This is a genomic window from uncultured Bacteroides sp. (assembly GCF_947632445.1).
In the GTDB taxonomy this organism is placed as follows: domain Bacteria; phylum Bacteroidota; class Bacteroidia; order Bacteroidales; family Bacteroidaceae; genus Bacteroides.
This window is the reverse complement of the sequence record NZ_CANRPM010000011.1, coordinates 14,297-33,100: the sequence shown is the minus strand read 5'-3', so window position 1 is coordinate 33,100 and position 18,804 is coordinate 14,297. Positions and strand designations below refer to the sequence as shown.

Sequence of the window (18,804 nt, the reverse complement as noted above, 5' to 3'; positions counted from 1 at the left end):
TTTAAGATCTATGGGTTATGGCTTCATCAAATTTCATTATTCTTGGAATAAAGGAATCTGTTAAATCCCTGCTGGATGAAATCGAAAAGTTTCATCCGGCAGGAGAAACTCTGTCATCAAGTTGGAATATCGACTCCGACCATTTCTCTGACCAAACGAGATTGAAAGACGACTTATCAAACTTGATTGCCCAGCACCGCTACAAATCCGAGAATAATAGTTCCTTAAACATTTTTATGTTATCTGAGTTACTTTCTGAAGAGGATGCGGATAGTATAATCACGGTTTATCAAGCACTGGAAAGAACCAACGGTCTGAAACAAACCAGTATCCGAGTTGTTATTGTAGCATTGGCTTACGATTTAGACAAGTATGACGATGTCACTATAAGGCCGGAATGCACAGTGGCAAAGCAATTATTGGAGATGCAGGAAAGTGATCATATCCAAACAAATATCCTTTACCTAAACAATCAAGATTTCGAGGACAAGGCGACCAACATGAATTCCCACCGATTAGCCCGCATGCTTTCACGCCTATTCTGCTTAATGAGTTCTGCGGACTCCAACTATAAGATATCAGGTGCATTTAGGGATAAGATAACCTCAGTAGGCTATGCCGAACGACAATATCAGGCAGTGGATATTTGCGAGTATCTAAAGTTGAAACTGAAGAAAACAGCTATAGAAAGTAATCTTAACGACCAACGCCATTTGAAAGATAAATCCAATGACTATTTCAATACACTTTACGACTATAAGAAGCCTTTGGAAGAACAACCAGACTGCTGGCAGAAGGAATTAAAAGAAGCCGTGATTAACCTGCGACGGTATGGCGAACAAATGCAAGGGGCAAGTATCGAAGAAATATTAAAAGTTTATCTTAACGTTCCTTTTACAAAAAAGAGGAATGATCATTTCGAGGAGTTGATACAGGAAACCGAAAGATACGAACAGTATCTGCGAACAGATGAAGCATATAATGCAATGCGTGAATACATCGAGCAGAAAACGTTATCGAACACCACCCACCCTTCTGATACAAATAAGAAAAGAAAAAATGGATGTCTATTGTCTTTTTGGCCTAAATTCAAAAGACAACCACACACTATGCCTCAATCCGATCCTCAAAAGAAAGATATAACCAGTCTTAAAGAACAACTGGATAAAGATTATACCCGGCTTCGTAAACTATTCGGAGAGTTAGAAAACTATCAGGAAATATGCTCTCAAGTAGAATCGGCCGAAATAGCATTAAAGAATGCCAACATAGCATTGAAAGGTAAGGTCTGGGATGAGTCGTCGAAAAGCGAAACTTTGATAGACAAAAGCAAAGTAGATACATTCGAACTGCAGGATATATTGAGTGATATTATGGATGAATGGCAACACCGTGATGATATTAAAGAACTCGACGATATCATTACCCAATATATGGATGAGTCATTCTTCAATAATTATAAAAAACTAACTTGGGATAAGAACAATCCCTTTATCATTGATCTATCAACGCCAGAATCATTTTCCGAACTGTTTGAACCATTAATTCAGAAGTCCCGTCCTTTCATTGGATATGCACGGATGGATGGACAGGACATAAATCAACAGATAAATTTCTTTTTGGCATCCGACTGTCATACCATAAAATATGACAAAACAGAATTTGATGACTGTTATCATTTGAGAAACATGTATATACAGCCTTTGCAGTCATCGCACATGGACAATACCATCGGTGTGTTCCAAATATTAAATATCGCAAAAGCTGAAGATGTGATAGATTGCATCAATTAAGGAGTGGAAAAACAGACGAATTGACAAAGCCACAAAAAGAAATCTTTAAACTTGCAGCTTTGTCAATTTGTCTGCTATAACATGAAATCCGCGTCATCCACGCCCGAATAGTTTCCCCGCTTACTTCAGATATTTCTTGAAGAAACTTTCAATCTTGTCGAAAGGAATCACTTTCAGGTTGTCATACAGGTCGGTATGATTGGCGCCGGGGATGATAAGCAGTTCCTTGTTGTCGCCCGTCAGCTTCTGGAACGCATCCCGGCTGAAGTAGCACGAATGGGCTTTCTCGCCGTGAATCATCAGGACGGCACTGCGTATCTCGTTGCTATAGGTCAGGATGGGCATGTTAAGGAAAGACAACGCAGATGTCTTGTTCCATCCGTCGTTCGAGTTGAGCGAACGCGTGTGGTAACCGCGCGGCGTCTTGTAGTAGGCATAATAGTCTTTTACGAATTGGGGAGCGTCGGCAGGCAGCGGATCTACCACACCGCCGGCCCGTTCATAAGAGCCGTTGCGGTAATCGACTGTACGTTGGACGTTGAGCTGACAGCGGAGTTCGTAACGCTGGTCGGCATCCATTGAGTCGAAGTAACCGTTGGCATTCACGCGGCTCATGTCGTACATCGTCGAGGTGACTGTGGCCTTGATGCGTGTGTCGATGGCAGCGGCGTTCAGCGCCATGCCTCCCCAACCGCAGATGCCGAGAATGCCGATGCGTTTGGGATCCACGTCTTCGCGGGTAGACAGATAGTCCACTGCTGCACAGAAGTCTTCCGTATTGATGTCAGGTGAAGCCACGTAGCGGGGCTGGCCTCCGCTCTCGCCTGTAAAAGAAGGGTCGAAAGCTATGGTCAGGAAGCCGCGTTCGGCCAGCGTCTGTGCATAGAGACCGGACGACTGCTCCTTGACAGCGCCGAACGGTCCGCTTACAGCAATGGCTGCCAACTTGCCCGTAACGTTCTTCGGCACGTAGAGATCGGCCGCAAGCGTAACGCCGTAGCGGTTGTGGAAGGTCACTTTACTATGATTTACTTTGTCGCTCTGCGGGAACACTTTGTCCCATTCATTCGTTAGTTCCAATTTTTCCATATCATGCTGGTTTAAAGGGTTATACTTATCTGTCCCGTTTGCCGCACTTGGGGCGGTGAGGCCTGTCAGCAAGAGGGCTGCCAGCAGGCAGGGGATGGTTTTCTTTCTGTTCATGTCTTCTATCTTATCATTATAGTTCATACACTATTCATCGCCCAAAGCGAGGGTCACGGTGACATCTTCCTCACCTAAAGCGGCTTTCGATTCACTTTCCGACATGTTGTCGATCTTGCTGAGGTGGGTATACGGAACGGGCTGTCCGGTCACGGTGAGACCGCTATCCAATCCGAAGTCCGACGCGCAAGCCGCTGCCATCCAAAGTCCGTGACAGGAAGACAGCAACCAACAAGCAGGTCTTCATGGCGAAAAAGCTTTCGAGTTTTTGATGCAAAGATACAGCGGCAGACGCCTCCGGCATGTATATGGATTACGGAAAAAATGACGGAATTTACGGATAGATGCACCGGTTTCTTCCACACTCTTCCCCGCTCTTCCTTGTTTATCTCCTTAAAATCCCCTACCTTTGGGCGTAAACTAATAAAGACATTCAACCATGAACCACGAAAACAAAGTTGCCACCGTCTCAGGAAAGACGGACAACATGCCCAAAGACTATATCTGCTGCCCTGCTGCCGACGAGGCTTGTCCCCGTGCCCCGCACTGCCTGCGTGCCATTGCCTACCGCCGTCTGCCGGTAACGGAAACTTCGGACAAGCCAAACCCCATCCGCATCGTGCACCCTGCCTGCATTGCCCATGCTCAGGACGGATGCGAATACTACCGCGACAGCATGCCCGTGCGCTTTGCACAAGGCATGACGAAATTGTTCGACGAAATCCCCCACCGGCTGGAGGCGGACATCAGGCGCCGTATCATGGCCTGCTTCTCCTGCCGAAGCTATTACTTCCAAAGCCGGAAGGGCGAACGGCTTATCACGCCCAAGGAGCAACAGGCCATAGCCAACGTCTTCCGTTGGGCGGGACTTAAATCCGAACCGGAGTTCGATAGCTACGTCGAGGAAACTTATTGGTAATCAGCCGGCAAACAGTTTATTTCAGTTTAATAAAAATAAACTCTCAGTTTAAGCGTGATAAACTGAGAGTATAAAGCCTTTAAACTGACGGTTCAAACGGAGTGAACTGACAGTTCAAAGGCTTTGAACCGGGAGTACAAAAACGATGAACGGGCCCCATCGGCCCACCGTCTCATCACATCCCTACCCTAATAACAGAATCCATGAGTTACGAACGTAAAATCATCAACGACCCTGTCTTCGGATTTATCAATATTCCCAAGGGGCTGCTCTACGATCTTGTGCGCCATCCCCTGCTGCAACGTCTGACGCGCATCCGCCAGTTGGGCTTGTCGTCTGTGGTTTATCCGGGCGCCCAACATACGCGCTTCCAGCACTCGCTCGGCGCTTTCTACCTGATGACTGAAGCCATCCAGCACCTGACGGCCAAGGGAAACTTCATCTTCGACAGCGAGGCCGAAGCCGTCAAAGCGGCCATTCTGATGCACGACATCGGGCACGGTCCTTTCTCGCACGTGCTGGAAGATACCATCGTGCGCGGCGTCTCCCACGAAGACATCTCCCTGCTGCTGATGGAGCGCATCAACCGCGAGATGAACGGACAACTCACACTGGCCATTCAGATATTCAAAGACGAGTATCCCAAGCGCTTCCTTCACCAGCTGGTCAGCGGACAGCTGGACATGGATCGTCTGGACTACCTGCGGCGTGACAGCTTCTACACGGGCGTCACCGAGGGAAACATCGGCTCGGCACGCATCATCAAGATGCTCGACGTGAAGGACGACCACCTTGTCGTCGAGGAAAAAGGCATCTATTCCATCGAGAACTTCCTCATGGCCCGCCGTCTGATGTACTGGCAAGTGTATCTGCACAAGGTTTCCGTAGCCTACGAGCGGATGCTTATCGCCGCCCTGCTACGTGCCAAGGAGCTGGCTGCCGCAGGCGAAAACCTCTTTGCCTCGCCCGCCCTGCGCTTCTTCCTCTATAACGATGTAGACCGCAGCCGCTTCTACAACGACCCGGCCTGTCTGGAAAACTTCATCCGTTTGGACGACAACGACATCTGGACAGCTCTCAAGGTATGGAGCGACCATCCCGACAAGGTGCTCTCCACACTGAGCACGGGCATGGTGAACCGCCGCCTGTTCAAGGTAGAAATCTCCACCAAGCCGGCCACCGAGAAACGCAAGCAGGAATTAGTGGCAGAAATAGCCACCGCGCTGAATGTGACGCCTGCCGAAGCCGCCTGGTTCGTCTCCGTCCCCAGTATCGAGAAGAACATGTACAACCCTGCCGACGACAGCATCGACATCCTTTACAAGGACGGAACCACGAAGAACATCTCCGAAGCATCGGATATGCTCAACATCCATCTGCTCTCGAAGAAGGTAAAAAAATACTACCTTTGTTACCTAAGGTTACATACATAGGTATAAAATATTCACCCAATGACAAGGAAATATAAAAAAAAAGTCCGTTATTTGTGTTTTGAAAACCATTTAGCAAGAAACGAACATGGAATTTTCAGCCAAACAAATAGCTGCCTATATACAAGGAGAAATCGTGGGGAATGAAAATGCGACCGTACATACTTTCGCCAAAATAGAAGAAGGAATCCCCGGCGCATTGTCTTTCCTGTCCAATCCGAAATACACTCATTACATTTATAAATCGAAGGCCAGCATCATTTTGGTGAATAAGGATTTTGAGCCCGAACATGAAATAAAAGCCACTCTCATCAAGGTGGAGAATGCCTATGAGAGCCTTGCCAAGCTGCTTACGCTCTACGAACAGAGTAAACCCCAGCTGAAAGGAATCGACCCGCTGGCCTATGTAGCCCCCACAGCCAAGGTGGGAGAAAACGTCTACATAGCCCCCTTTGCCTACGTTGGCGATGGGGTGGAAATCGGCGACGATACGGCCCTGCATCCGCACGCCACCGTATGTGCCGGAGCCCGTGTGGGCAGCCATTGTATTCTCTATCCGGGCGCAACCGTCTACCACGACTGTCGCGTGGGCAACTCCTGCATTCTGCATGCCGGATGCGTCATCGGCGCCGACGGCTTCGGATTTGCCCCCACGTCCGAAGGTTACGAAAAAATTCCACAAATCGGCATCACGATTCTCGAAGATAACGTAGAGATAGGTGCCAATACATGCGTAGACCGTGCCACTATGGGAGCCACCATCGTACACAGCGGCGTGAAGCTGGACAACCTCATCCAGATAGCCCACAACGACGAGATAGGTTCGCACACGGTGATGGCCGCACAAGTTGGTGTCGCCGGTTCGACCAAGGTGGGCGAATGGTGCATGTTCGGTGGACAGGTAGGTATTTCCGGCCATATCCGTATCGGCGACAAGGTAACGCTTGGCGCCCAGTCGGGTGTACCCAGCAGCACTAAGAGCAACCAGCGTCTGATGGGTACGCCGCCCATGAAAGAAATATCTTACTTCAAGTCACAGGCCATTTTCCGCAAGCTGCCTGACATGTATTTCGAGCTGGATGCACTCCGTAAAGAATTGAACGAACTGAAACAACAATTAAAGAAATAATCCATGTTGAAACAAAAGACTCTGAAAGACAGCTTTTCGCTCAGTGGAAAAGGCCTTCACACAGGTCTTCACCTGACCGTAACCTTCAACCCGGCTCCCGAAAATCATGGATATAAAATCCAGCGGACCGACCTTGAAGGACAGCCCGTCATCGACGCAGTGGCTGAAAACGTAGTCGAGACGACACGCGGCACTGTACTGGCCAAGAACAATGTGAAGGTCAGCACCATAGAACATGGCATGGCAGCCCTCTATGCTTTGGGCATAGATAATTGCCTGATACAAGTGAACGGCCCCGAATTCCCTATTCTGGACGGAAGCGCCCAATATTATGTAAACGAAATAGAACGTGTAGGCATTGAAGAACAGAACGCTGTAAAAGATTTCTATATCATCAAGTCGAAAACGGAATTCCGTGACGAAAAGACCGGTTCGTCCATCATCCTGCTGCCCGACGAGAGCTTCAGCCTGAACGTACTGATATCTTACGACTCGACTATCCTGCCCAACCAGTTTGCCACGCTGGAAGATATGGGCAAGTTCAAGGACGAAGTGGCTGCCAGCCGCACCTTCGTCTTTGTGCGGGAGATTGAGCATCTGCTCCAGGCAGGCCTCATCAAGGGAGGCGATTTGGACAATGCCATCGTCATCTACGAACGCGAGATGTCGCAAGAAAACTTCGACAAGCTGGCTGATGTGATGGGCGTGCCCCACATGGATGCCAAGCAACTGGGATACATCAACCACAAACCATTGGTATGGCCCAACGAATGTGCACGCCACAAGCTACTAGACGTCATCGGCGATATGGCCCTGATCGGTAAGCCCATCAAGGGACGCATCATCGCTACCCGCCCGGGCCACACCATCAACAATAAGTTCGCCCGCCAGATGCGCAAAGAAATCCGTCTGCACGAAATACAGGCTCCGACGTACGATTGCAACCGTCCGCCTATCATGGACGTGAACCGCATCCGTGAGCTCCTGCCCCACCGCTACCCCATGCAGCTGGTAGACAAGGTGATCGAAATAGGCGCTAACTACATCGTAGGCGTGAAGAACGTTACAGCCAACGAACCTTTCTTCGTCGGCCACTTCCCGCATGAACCGGTCATGCCAGGTGTACTCCAAATCGAAGCAATGGCACAGACAGGCGGCCTGCTGGCGCTGAACTCCGTCGATGAGCCCGAACGCTATTCCACCTACTTTCTAAAGATAGACGGCGTGAAGTTCCGCCAGAAGGTGGTACCCGGCGACACACTGATATTCCGCGTGGAGCTGGTCTCCCCCATTCGCCGCAGCATCTCCACCATGAAAGGCTACATCTTTGTAGGCGAAAAGGTGGTGTGTGAAGCTGAATTCATGGCACAGATAGTAAAGAACAAATAAATAAATTCAATGGAAAATGGAGAATGAAAAATAAACGAAACCATTATCCATTTTTAATTTTTCAATTCATAGTATGATTAGTCCCTTAGCATACATCCATCCCGAAGCGAAGATCGGCGAGAATGTGGAAATCGCTCCCTTTGTCTTCATTGACAAGAATGTAGTCATCGGTGACAACAATAAGATAATGGCTCACGCCAGCATTCTGTATGGCAGCCGTATCGGAAACGGCAACACAATCTTCCCCGGTGCCGTCATCGGTGCCATCCCCCAGGATCTGAAGTTCAGAGGCGAAGAGACAACCGCCGAGATTGGCGACAACAACACCATCCGCGAAAACGTGACCATCAATCGTGGTACGGCTGCCAAAGGACGTACCATCGTGGGCAATCATAACCTGCTGATGGAAGGCGTACACGTAGCCCACGATGCCCAAATAGGCAACGGATGCATCATCGGCAATTCGACGAAAATGGCAGGAGAAATCGTAATTGACGACAACTCCATTATCAGCGGAGGCGTGCTGATGCACCAGTTCTGCCGCGTAGGCGGTTATGGTATGATTCAGGGAGGATGCCGCTTCAGCAAGGACGTCCCGCCCTATATCATTGCCGGACGAGAACCCACCTGCTATGCAGGCATTAACATCGTAGGCCTGCGCCGCCGAGGCTTCTCCAACGAAATCATCGAAGCCATCCACAATGCCTATCGCCTTGTCTACCAGAGCGGCCTGAACACGACCGAAGCCCTTAACAAAATAGAGGCAGAGATGGAGATGACACCTGAAATACGCTACATCGTTGACTTCATACGTAGTTCCGAACGGGGTATTATCCCCGGAGGGAAATAAGAAAGATAACAAAGTAACCAACAAATTCAAACTATGATTTATAGATTTACCCTTATCTCTGACGAATCGGATGATTTTGTCAGAGAGATACAGATCGACCCGGAATCCACTTTCTACGACTTCCACGAAATAATTCTTCAATCTGTCGGATATACGGATGACCAGATGACATCGTTCTTCATCTGCGACGAAGACTGGGAAAAGGAAAAAGAAGTGACCTTGGAAGAAATGGACGACAGCTCTGAAACAGACAACTGGGTGATGAAAAATACCCGCATTGACGAATTGGTAGAAGACGAAAAACAGAAGTTGCTCTACGTATTCGACTATATGACCGAACGCTGCTTCTTCATCGAGCTTACCGAAATCATCACCGGCAAAAACATGAAGGGTGCCAAATGTACCAAGAAGAAAGGCGATGCTCCCAAACAAATGGTAGATTTCGCAGAATTTGAAGCCAAGAACAATGCAACCCTCGACCTCGACGAAAACTTCTACGGCGACGAAGACTTCGATATGGATGACTTCGACAAAGACGGTTTTGAAGGTTTCGACGACGACAGCAACGGCAATCTTTACGACGAAGACAGATACTAAATCCAATGGGAAACTGGATAATCCATTATAATGACTCTCCTTGTACTCATAGGCCCCACCGGTGTAGGCAAGACGGAACTGAGCCTGCGGCTGGCAGAAGCATTCGATACGTGCATCGTGTCGGCCGACTCACGCCAACTGTATGCCGACCTGAAGATAGGTACGGCCGCCCCAACCGAAGAACAGCTTCGGCGGGTGAAGCACTACATGGTGGGTATGCTGGGTCTGACCGATTACTACAGCGCCGCCCGATACGAAGCAGAGGTCATAAAACTTCTTGAGCAGCTGTTCAAGGAAAAAAAAGTCGTCATCCTGACCGGCGGCTCCATGATGTACGTGGATGCTGTGTGCAAAGGCATCGACGACATTCCCACTGTAGACAGCGAGACGCGATCGCTGATGATCCGACGCTACGAAGAGGAAGGCCTTGACCGCTTGTGCGCCGAACTCCGCCTGCTCGATCCCGAATACTACCAGATAGTCGACCTGAAGAACCCCAAGCGCGTCATCCATGCCCTCGAAATATGCTACATGACGGGCAAAACCTACACATCCTTCCGCACCCGACAAACTAAGCCACGCCCCTTCCACATCATCAAAGTGGGTCTGACCCGCGACCGTGAGGAACTCAACAACCGCATCAACCGGCGGGTGGACCAGATGATGGCCGATGGTCTGCTGGAAGAAGCCCGCCGCGTCTATCCGCACAAAGACTGCAACTCACTGAACACCGTGGGCTACAAGGAACTCTTCAACTACCTGGACGGTGAGTGGACACTGGACTTCGCCGTGGAGAAAATCAAGCAGAACTCTCGCATCTACTCCCGCAAGCAAATGACTTGGTTCAAGCGCGATGCCGACATCCGCTGGTTTCATCCCGAACAAGAAACGGAGATACTGACGTACCTCCGTTCTCAAATGTAATTTCTATTTCGGATTTCAATATAATAAAGGACTCAATCTGTTTGAACTGCCCCCAAGAAGACAGTACCAAGCCGCACAGCAGCCATACCATTAAGAGAATATGCCTCTTCATAACCGTCCCTCCCCGACATTCTGTATCAGTTCCTTGAGTTCTTTCAACGAAATGTCTTCCTCCTTCACCAGCGAAGAAACGGCTCCCAAATAGGAGTTATTGAAGTACTTGCTGATAACGCTCCGCAGGGTGCGGCGACTGAAGTCCTCGCGGCTCACCGTGACATAATACTGATAGGTGTTGCCATAAGCCTTGTGCGACAGGTAGTCTTTCTCTTCCAGTCCGCGCACAATAGTGGACAAAGTATTGAAATGCGGCTTCAGTTCGTCGTAGAAAGCCTGTATCTCCTTCACGAACAGCGGACCTTTTTCCCAGAAAAAGCCCATGATTTCTTCTTCTTTTGCGGTCAATCCTTTAATAATAACTAAAAGGTTTAGTTACATGAAGAAGGAAAGAAAACACAGTTTTCCGAGGGTGAAAGCATCGTTTTGAGAGGACGAAAGCACTGCTTTCCTTACAACCGCGAAATACCTACAAATGGGGATTGCGCCGTCCGCAAAAAAATCGTTAATTTGCGGCCGAATAAAAAACGAATGCCCGCCAGGAGACAATCATTATAACAGAACAAGCATTTACGCCTATGAACGAACCGCATAAATACCGCATTACGGACAAGATGAGCGACCTCATCTGCGACAATTATTCTCTATTGATGGTGATGAGCCGCTTCGGCTTGTCGCTCGGCTTCGGCGACGGGTCGGTAAAAGACGTCTGCCAGGCGCAGGGAGTGGACTATAAGACCTTCTTAGCCGTAGCCAACTTCATCAGCCACGAGTCCTACACGTACAGCGGCGAGGAGGATGACTTCTCGCTCACCGCCCTGATGGACTATCTGAAGCGGGCACATACGTACTTCCTCGACTTCAATCTGCCCGCCATCCGACGCAAACTGATAGAGGCCATCGACTGCTCTGGCACCAACGATGTGGCCTTCCTCATCCTGAAGTTCTTCGACGAATACGCCAAGGAAGTACGCCGCCACATGGAGTACGAAAACCAATCCGTCTTCACCTACGTGGATGGACTGTTGCGAGGATGCCTGTCCCCGACGTACAACATTGCCACCTTCGCCAGTCACCACAACCAGATAGACCGCAAACTGACGGAATTGAAAAACATCATCATCAAGTATTACCCCGAAAAGGGGAACAATAACCTGCTGAACGCCGTCCTGTTCGACATCTTCAACTGCGAACAGGACCTGGCATCGCACTGTCAGGTGGAAGACTACATGTTTGTGCCCGCTGTGGCACAGATGGAAAGGGGACTGAAAGATGAGCACCAATAGCCAGCCATTGAAAATAGTCGTGGCCGAAACGTCCGTCATCATCCGAAGCGGAGTATCAGTCGCATTGAAACGCATCCCCAATCTCGACATTCATCCCATCGAAGTGAACTCCATCGAGGCGCTGGATCACTACGCCCACCTGCACCAACCGGACATGATTATCATCAACCCCTCGTTCGACAGGTGGTTCAATCTGACCGCTTTCAAGACCGAACATCCCCGCCTGGCGGGTGTGAAGTATATTGCTCTCATCTCGTCGGTCACGAACAAAAACGTACTGGAGGAGTACGACGAGCGCTTTTCCATCTGCGACGACCTCGACATCATCACCACCAAACTGAGCGGCCTACTCCGCAGCGACGAAGAACAAGAGGAGGAAAAGGACAGCGAATCGGACACGCTGAGCCAGCGCGAGAAGGAAATCGTGACCTGCGTCGTGAAGGGCATGACAAACAAGGCCATTGCCGAAAAGCTCTTCCTAAGCATCCACACCGTCATTACCCACCGCCGCAACATCGCCCGCAAGCTGCAAATTCACTCGCCTGCCGGCCTCACCATCTATGCCATCGTCAACAAGCTGGTAGAGCTGAGCGAAATCAAAGAGAAACTTTAAGGATTTCCATCCATCATAAAAGAATATTCCCGCTCCACGATATCGCATCGGAGAGCGGGAATTTGTTTACCTTAATAAAAGTGGTTACGTAATTATGACTAACTAATTCATTCAAATCTGATGCTACAAAGATAGCGTATCGGTGCGGATGCTACAATCACCTAATTTAGGTATTTTGACGACAAGAGAACAACAAATAGGTATTACACGTGCATAAGGCAACACAAATAAAGAAGAAACAAGACATAAAGGCCGTATGAATTACATTTTGTCAGATAAAATCAACAACCATAAGCCATTTTGTCCACCCGACACGAATGGCAAGAGTTTTGCAAGCCAATCGACGTAAAACCTAACCAAGACTAAAGAAAGGAGAAATGATATGAATTTTAACAACTTTACCATCAAAGCGCAGGAGGCCGTACAAATGGCTGTAAATCTGGTACAACAACGAGGACAGCAAGCCATCGAGCCGGTGCACCTGTTGCAGGGAGTTATGAAAGTGGGCGAAAACATCACCAATTTCATCTTCCAGAAACTGGGTATGAATGCCCGGCAAATAGAGCTGGTTCTGGACAAACAAATCGAATCGCTGCCCAAGGTTTCGGGCGGAGAACCCTATTTGAGCCATGAAACCAATGAAGTGTTGCAGAAAGCCATGGACTACTCCAAGGAACTGAACGACGAGTTCGTTTCCCTGGAACCTATCCTGCTGGCCCTGCTTACCGTCAAGAGCACCGCATCGAGCATCCTGAAAGATGCCGGTATGAACGAGAAAGAACTGCGGACAGCCATTAGTGAGTTGCGTCAGGGGTCGAAGGTCACCTCACAGTCGAGCGAAGACACCTACCAGTCACTGGAGAAGTATGCCATCAACCTGATAGATGCCGCCCGAAACGGCAAGCTCGACCCGGTCATCGGCCGTGACGAAGAAATCCGACGGGTTCTGCAAATATTGAGCCGTCGTACCAAGAACAACCCTATCCTGATTGGCGAACCGGGTACCGGCAAGACAGCCATTGTAGAAGGACTGGCACAACGTATCCTTCGAGGCGATGTTCCGGAGAACTTGAAAAACAAACAACTGTACTCGCTCGACATGGGTGCCTTGGTAGCCGGTGCCAAATACAAAGGAGAATTCGAGGAACGTCTGAAGGCCGTCATCAACGAAGTGAAGCAGTCCGAAAGTAGCATCATCCTCTTCATCGACGAAATCCATACCCTGGTAGGTGCCGGTAAGGGTGAAGGAGCCATGGATGCAGCCAACATCCTGAAACCTGCACTGGCGCGGGGCGAAGTACGTAGCATCGGTGCCACGACGCTCGACGAATACCAGAAGTACTTCGAAAAGGACAAAGCCCTCGAACGTCGTTTCCAAACCGTCATGGTCAACGAGCCGGATACGCTGAGCACCATCTCCATCCTGCGTGGATTAAAGGAACGTTATGAAAACCATCACCACGTCCGCATCAAAGACGATGCCATCATCGCCGCCGTAGAGCTGAGCGACCGGTACATCACCGACCGTTTCCTTCCCGACAAGGCCATCGACCTGATGGATGAAGCCGCCGCCAAGCTGCGTATGGAAGTCGACTCCGTGCCCGAAGAGCTGGATGAGATTTCACGCAAAATCAAGCAGCTCGAAATCGAACGCGAAGCCATCAAGCGGGAGGACGACCAGACCAAGCTGGAACAAATCGGCAAGGAACTGGCCGAACTGAAGGAACAGGAAAGCTCCTACAAGGCCAAGTGGCAGAGCGAAAAGGCACTGGTCAACCGGATACAGCAGAACAAGGTCGAAATTGAAAACCTGAAGTTCGAAGCCGAGAAGGCCGAACGCGAAGGCGACTACGGCAAGGTAGCCGAAATCCGTTACGGCAAGCTTCAGGCCCTGAATAGGGCAATCGAAGAGACCCAGCAGAAGCTGCATCAAATGCAGAGCGACAACGCCATGATTAAGGAAGAAGTCGATGCCGAAGACATTGCCGACGTCGTGTCGCGCTGGACTGGCATACCTGTCAGCAAGATGTTGCAGAGCGAGAAAGAGAAACTCCTCCATTTGGAAGAAGAACTCCACAAGAGCGTCATCGGTCAGGACGAAGCCATCGAAGCCGTCTCCGATGCTGTACGCCGCAGCCGTGCCGGATTGCAAGACCCCAAACGACCCATCGGCTCCTTCCTCTTCCTCGGTACGACCGGTGTCGGAAAGACCGAACTGGCCAAGGCTTTGGCCGGATTTCTGTTTGACGACGAGACTATGATGACCCGTATCGACATGAGCGAGTATCAGGAGAAGCACAGCGTCTCCCGTCTGGTCGGAGCGCCTCCCGGATACGTCGGCTACGATGAAGGCGGTCAGCTGACCGAAGCTGTCCGGCGGAAACCCTACTCCGTGGTTCTATTCGATGAAATCGAGAAGGCCCATCCCGATGTGTTCAACATCCTGTTACAGGTACTCGATGACGGGTGTCTGACCGATAACAAGGGCCGGACGGTGAATTTCAAGAACACCATCATCATTATGACCTCCAACATGGGCAGCTCCTACATCCAAAGCCAGATGGAGAGACTGGACGACCGCAACAAAGAACAGATTGTGGAAGAAACCAAGCGCGAAGTGATGAACATGCTGAAGAAGACCATACGGCCTGAGTTCCTCAACCGTATTGACGAAACCATCATGTTCCTGCCGCTGACCGAGTCCGAAATCCGTCAGATTGTAACGTTACAAATCAACGGCATCCGCCACATGCTCGAAGGAAACGGAGTGTCACTGCAACTGACCGACCCTGCCATCAGCTTCATGGCAAAAGCCGGCTTCGACCCTGAGTTCGGTGCCCGCCCCATCAAGCGTGCCATCCAGCACTATCTGCTCAACGATCTCTCGAAGAAGCTACTGGCACAGGAAGTCGACCGCAGCCGCCCCATCATCGTGGATATAAATGCCGCCAAAGACGGACTTCTGTTCAAAAACTGACCATCAATGTCCGAGGGTATTGAATACTTTTCTCAAAGGGTATTCAATACCTTTCTTAACGGGTGTCCGTGACCCCCGTCAAGAGGTGTTCTGAAAGGGGTTGAATTGATACTCCGTACCCGATAAGAGTCGATATTCCTAATCAATCTAAGCCGATGTTTTTATTCCTGTTTTCCGAAGAACTTTTCGAAGAACAAAATCTGGTAGTCGATGGAATTATTCCAATAAGTATTATTGTGCGTTCCAGGCCTCGTGATAAAATCGTGCTCAATGCCTCGCCCCAATAAACGTTGATGGAGTTCTTTATTTACCTCGAGAAAGAAATCACTCTCGCCGCAGTCGACAATAATAGCTATATCTCCGTTCCCGATTTTATCAATCTGATTAATCACCGTATGTTCATCCCAACGGTTCCTGTTGGCGGCATACTCTCCTAACTGTTTATTCATCTGCCAATTCAACGGAAAAGGACGAATATCCACTCCTCCACTCGTACTGCCGGCGGCTCCAAACACATCTTTATGACGGAAAGCATTCCACAAGGCACCGTGACCTCCCATGCTCAGTCCGGTAATCGCACGTCCCCGGGGAGCGGCAATCGTCTTGTAATGACTATCCGTATAAGCGATTAATTCAGAAGATACAAATGTCTCATAACGGTATGAAGGGTTTACCGGACTGTCCCAATACCAACTGTTCTTCCCGTCAGGACAAGCAAATATAATTCCTTTTTCGTCGGCTATGGAAGGTAGCTGCGGTTTGATGCCGATCCACGTCTTGGCATTTCCACCGTAACCATGCAACAAATAGACTACAGGACATGCCTGCGCCACCTTATCGGGCACCACATAAACAACTTGAACTTCCTTGTTCATGGAACGGCTTCTGACCATTACCGTATCCACCCGTGCCGCCTGTACGGACAACACCACAAAACACAGCAGCATACCTGCCAAAAAGAACTCTTTTTTCATTATTACAGATGTTTTTATTACAAAAGACTACAAAACTGCTCCTCATTCAGTGTGTTTTAGGAAAAGGGCGGCTCAAGTTTTTAACCGCCCTCCTTACCGCTTACACATCGCCCAATTTCCTTATTTCTTGGCCGGCGAAGAATAACGTGCATTCAACCCTTCCAGAATTTCCTGCGTAATATTGTAAATGCTGTCCGCATACAGCAGGTTATCAAAACCGGTATTGCTGATAATCATGCTGTAACCCTTCGCCTTGTTATATTCCTTCAAAAAAGAATTGATAGAGTCACGCAGCTGCAAACTATTCTTTTCATTCTCGCTCATCAGTTCCGACTGCAATTTATTGCTCAAAGCCTGCAAATCTTGCTCTAACTTGGCAATGCGATTATATTCCTGCTGGGCTCTCTCCTGTGAAAGATAGGCATTATTCTGATATTTGGTCTGGAATTCCTGTTTCTGCTTTTCCAAGTCAGCAGCTTTCTGGTTGAGAGTCAGACGTACATTCTCGCTCTTCTTCACCATTGCTTCATTCAGGTCGATGCAGAAATTGTATTTGGCCAACAATGTGTCTATCTCTACATAAGCAATCTTCATGCCTGACAAGCCGGCTTGGGCAGGAGCTTCAGCCGATAGATTGTTTGTATTGCCGGCACATTGGGAAAACAAAACAACGATGGCCCAAGCAGCCAGGGCGTTCAGGCAGTAAATCAATTTCTTCATAATTTTGGATACAATCATATTTTTAGAATTAATTAGTTCATACTTTCACTCAGAGCTTTTTCCGTGCCGCTCTGTCTTGCGACTGGACACATCCGATACCTTTCTTACGAAGCGCCTCATTACTGCTTACATGTCCGTTAGGGAACTGTCCTCCTTTTACAAAAAAGACCTTTACCCCCAACAGAAGCACACAAATAGCAACTATTAACAAAGTTATCAACCCAGTCTCGAGCATTTCCATTAATTTTGTGGATGCAAATATAGGGCTTTGCAAGGACTAAGCCGCCCTTTTTCTTCTAAAAAAAGAAGATGGGGCGGCCAAACCATTCACTATTTAACCATATTTAGCAATGTATCGTTCATGCAACAGCCTTTAAGAGAAATGAAAAACAAATTGTCACAAGGCAAAACCAAAACAAAAGAAATATGGAAAAGAGAAATCTAAAACCGGCAGAAGTGTTCCGTTATTTTGAGGAAATCTGCCAAGTACCGCGTCCTTCCAAACATGAAGAAAAAATAATAGCCTACCTGAAAAGTTTCGGCCAAAAGCATCATTTGGAAACTTTATCGGACGAAGCCGGCAATGTATTAATCAGAAAACCGGCCACACCGGGCATGGAAAACCGTAAAACCGTAGTCCTGCAATCGCACGTGGATATGGTTTGTGAAAAGAATAATGATGTGAAGCACGATTTCATGACAGATCCCATCCAAACCGAAGTGAACGGAGAATGGCTAAAGGCCAAAGGCACAACACTGGGTGCAGACAACGGCATCGGCGTAGCTACCGAGTTAGCCATCCTGACCAACGAAACGATTGAACACGGCCCACTGGAATGCTTGTTCACTGTAGACGAAGAAACAGGCTTGACAGGTGCATTCGCCCTGAAAGAGGGATTTATGACAGGAGAAATCTTACTGAACCTCGACTCGGAAGATGAAGGCGAACTGTTCATCGGCTGTGCAGGAGGAGTAGATTCCGTTGCCGAATTCAATTACCACGAAATAGATGTTCCAGCCGAATACTTTTGCTGTAAAATCCAAGTAAAAGGCTTGAAAGGCGGACATTCAGGAGGAGACATTCACTTGGGGTTAGGCAATGCCAACAAAATTCTGACCCGCTTCCTAAGTCTCGCCTCTCAAAAGTACGACCTGTATTTATGTAACATTGATGGAGGCAATTTACGCAATGCCATAGCCCGAGAAGCGCATGCGACCATTGCCATACCTGAAAAGGACAAGCATAATTTACGAACCGATCTGAATATATTTGCTGCTGAAGTTCAAAGTGAATACAGCGTCGTCGATCCTGACCTGCAATTAATCATGGAGTCAGCCCATTTCCATGCAAAAGCAATCGACCGCGACACCGCACGCCGACTCTTACAGGCGCTCTACGCCTGTCCTCACGGTGTATTCGCCATGAGCCAGGATATTCCCGGTTTGGTAGAAACATCTACCAATCTGGCTTCCGTCAAAATGAAACCCAACCATATTATCCGCATCGAGACCAGTCAGCGCAGTTCCACTGCCTCGTCGAAACAGGACATTGCCAACATGGTACGCACCGTATTCGAAATGGCTGGCGCAACTGTTACTTATGGCGACGGTTATCCGGGCTGGAAACCCAATCCACATTCCGAAATATTAGAAGTGGCCACTGCCTCCTATAAACGCCTGTTTGGAGTCGATGCCAAGGTAAAAGCCATTCATGCAGGATTGGAATGCGGCCTGTTCCTCGACAAATACCCGTCGCTCGACATGATTTCGTTTGGCCCTACTCTGCAAGGAGTGCATTCACCGGATGAGCGTATGCTGATACCGACGGTTCAGAAATTCTGGGATCATCTGTTGGATATTCTGAAGAACATTCCTACAAAATAATT

The 18,804-nt window shown here is 48.8% G+C and carries 18 protein-coding genes; 12 read left to right on the top strand and 6 right to left on the bottom strand.

From position 1 onward, the window contains the following. The first annotated feature begins 17 nt into the window (after positions 1-17). Positions 18-1,793, top strand: coding sequence for a hypothetical protein (locus Q0Z70_RS03870; RefSeq protein WP_298072813.1), 1,776 nt, complete (start codon positions 18-20; stop codon positions 1,791-1,793). A 120-nt stretch (positions 1,794-1,913) separates the two neighbouring features. Here Q0Z70_RS03870 and Q0Z70_RS03865 read toward each other — a convergent pair whose 3' ends face one another. Both Q0Z70_RS03865 and Q0Z70_RS03860 read right to left on the bottom strand, forming a co-directional pair. Further along, positions 1,914-3,023 carry an alpha/beta hydrolase gene (locus Q0Z70_RS03865; protein ID WP_298072812.1) on the bottom strand — a complete coding sequence of 370 codons (1,110 nt, stop codon included), beginning with the start codon at positions 3,021-3,023 and terminating at the stop codon, positions 1,914-1,916. Between the two features lie 3 nt (positions 3,024-3,026). Continuing rightward, positions 3,027-3,197 (bottom strand): hypothetical protein, encoded by a 171-nt coding sequence (locus tag Q0Z70_RS03860; RefSeq protein ID WP_298072811.1) that lies wholly within the window; start codon positions 3,195-3,197, stop codon positions 3,027-3,029. Between the two features lie 238 nt (positions 3,198-3,435). On the opposite strand from Q0Z70_RS03860, the gene Q0Z70_RS03855 reads away from it, so the two are divergent. From Q0Z70_RS03855 to miaA, 7 genes are all read left to right on the top strand, one after another. After that, complete coding sequence (locus Q0Z70_RS03855) at positions 3,436-3,915, top strand: DUF6078 family protein (RefSeq protein ID WP_298072810.1); 480 nt, start codon at positions 3,436-3,438, stop codon at positions 3,913-3,915. A 203-nt stretch (positions 3,916-4,118) separates the two neighbouring features. Next, positions 4,119-5,348 carry an HD domain-containing protein gene (locus tag Q0Z70_RS03850; protein WP_298072809.1) on the top strand — a complete coding sequence of 410 codons (1,230 nt, stop codon included), beginning with the start codon at positions 4,119-4,121 and terminating at the stop codon, positions 5,346-5,348. An 85-nt stretch (positions 5,349-5,433) separates the two neighbouring features. Beyond that, positions 5,434-6,474, top strand: coding sequence for a UDP-3-O-(3-hydroxymyristoyl)glucosamine N-acyltransferase (gene lpxD / locus Q0Z70_RS03845; protein WP_298072808.1), 1,041 nt, complete (start codon positions 5,434-5,436; stop codon positions 6,472-6,474). A gap of 3 nt (positions 6,475-6,477) precedes the next feature. Then, positions 6,478-7,863: a bifunctional UDP-3-O-[3-hydroxymyristoyl] N-acetylglucosamine deacetylase/3-hydroxyacyl-ACP dehydratase gene (locus tag Q0Z70_RS03840; protein ID WP_298072807.1), complete on the top strand. Its 1,386-nt coding sequence runs from the start codon at positions 6,478-6,480 to the stop codon at positions 7,861-7,863. 73 nt (positions 7,864-7,936) lie between these two features. Continuing rightward, on the top strand, positions 7,937-8,713 hold the full coding sequence (gene lpxA / locus Q0Z70_RS03835; RefSeq protein WP_298072806.1) for an acyl-ACP--UDP-N-acetylglucosamine O-acyltransferase: 777 nt from the start codon (positions 7,937-7,939) through the stop codon (positions 8,711-8,713). Between the two features lie 33 nt (positions 8,714-8,746). After that, positions 8,747-9,310, top strand: a complete 564-nt coding sequence (locus Q0Z70_RS03830) for a hypothetical protein (protein ID WP_298072805.1) — start codon at positions 8,747-8,749, stop codon at positions 9,308-9,310. 30 nt (positions 9,311-9,340) lie between these two features. Continuing rightward, positions 9,341-10,234: a tRNA (adenosine(37)-N6)-dimethylallyltransferase MiaA gene (gene miaA, locus Q0Z70_RS03825; RefSeq protein ID WP_298072803.1), complete on the top strand. Its 894-nt coding sequence runs from the start codon at positions 9,341-9,343 to the stop codon at positions 10,232-10,234. Positions 10,235-10,342: 108 nt separating this feature from the next. On the opposite strand, the gene Q0Z70_RS03820 is transcribed toward miaA, so the two are convergent. Further along, positions 10,343-10,705 (bottom strand): BlaI/MecI/CopY family transcriptional regulator, encoded by a 363-nt coding sequence (locus Q0Z70_RS03820; RefSeq protein WP_298072841.1) that lies wholly within the window; start codon positions 10,703-10,705, stop codon positions 10,343-10,345. Positions 10,706-10,926: 221 nt separating this feature from the next. On the opposite strand from Q0Z70_RS03820, the gene Q0Z70_RS03815 reads away from it, so the two are divergent. The 3 genes from Q0Z70_RS03815 (at position 10,927) to clpB (ending at position 15,224) form a co-directional block, all read left to right on the top strand. Beyond that, entirely contained in the window at positions 10,927-11,634 is a 708-nt protein-coding gene (locus tag Q0Z70_RS03815; protein ID WP_298072802.1) for a hemerythrin domain-containing protein, read from the top strand. Further along, positions 11,621-12,247, top strand: a complete 627-nt coding sequence (locus tag Q0Z70_RS03810) for a response regulator transcription factor (RefSeq protein WP_298072800.1) — start codon at positions 11,621-11,623, stop codon at positions 12,245-12,247. Before Q0Z70_RS03815 ends, Q0Z70_RS03810 begins: the two co-directional genes overlap by 14 nt. Before the next feature lie 382 nt (positions 12,248-12,629). Then, on the top strand, positions 12,630-15,224 hold the full coding sequence (clpB, locus tag Q0Z70_RS03805; protein WP_298072799.1) for an ATP-dependent chaperone ClpB: 2,595 nt from the start codon (positions 12,630-12,632) through the stop codon (positions 15,222-15,224). 161 nt (positions 15,225-15,385) lie between these two features. Here clpB and Q0Z70_RS03800 read toward each other — a convergent pair whose 3' ends face one another. From Q0Z70_RS03800 to Q0Z70_RS03790, 3 genes are all read right to left on the bottom strand, one after another. Further along, positions 15,386-16,198, bottom strand: coding sequence for an alpha/beta hydrolase family protein (locus tag Q0Z70_RS03800; RefSeq protein WP_298072797.1), 813 nt, complete (start codon positions 16,196-16,198; stop codon positions 15,386-15,388). 120 nt (positions 16,199-16,318) lie between these two features. After that, positions 16,319-16,918, bottom strand: a complete 600-nt coding sequence (locus Q0Z70_RS03795; RefSeq protein ID WP_298072795.1) for an OmpH family outer membrane protein — start codon at positions 16,916-16,918, stop codon at positions 16,319-16,321. 49 nt (positions 16,919-16,967) lie between these two features. Next, positions 16,968-17,153 (bottom strand): hypothetical protein, encoded by a 186-nt coding sequence (locus Q0Z70_RS03790; RefSeq protein WP_298072840.1) that lies wholly within the window; start codon positions 17,151-17,153, stop codon positions 16,968-16,970. Between the two features lie 191 nt (positions 17,154-17,344). Between Q0Z70_RS03790 and Q0Z70_RS03785 the strand changes: the two genes are divergently transcribed. Further along, positions 17,345-18,802 (top strand): aminoacyl-histidine dipeptidase, encoded by a 1,458-nt coding sequence (locus Q0Z70_RS03785; RefSeq protein ID WP_298072793.1) that lies wholly within the window; start codon positions 17,345-17,347, stop codon positions 18,800-18,802. Positions 18,803-18,804 lie beyond the last annotated feature (2 nt).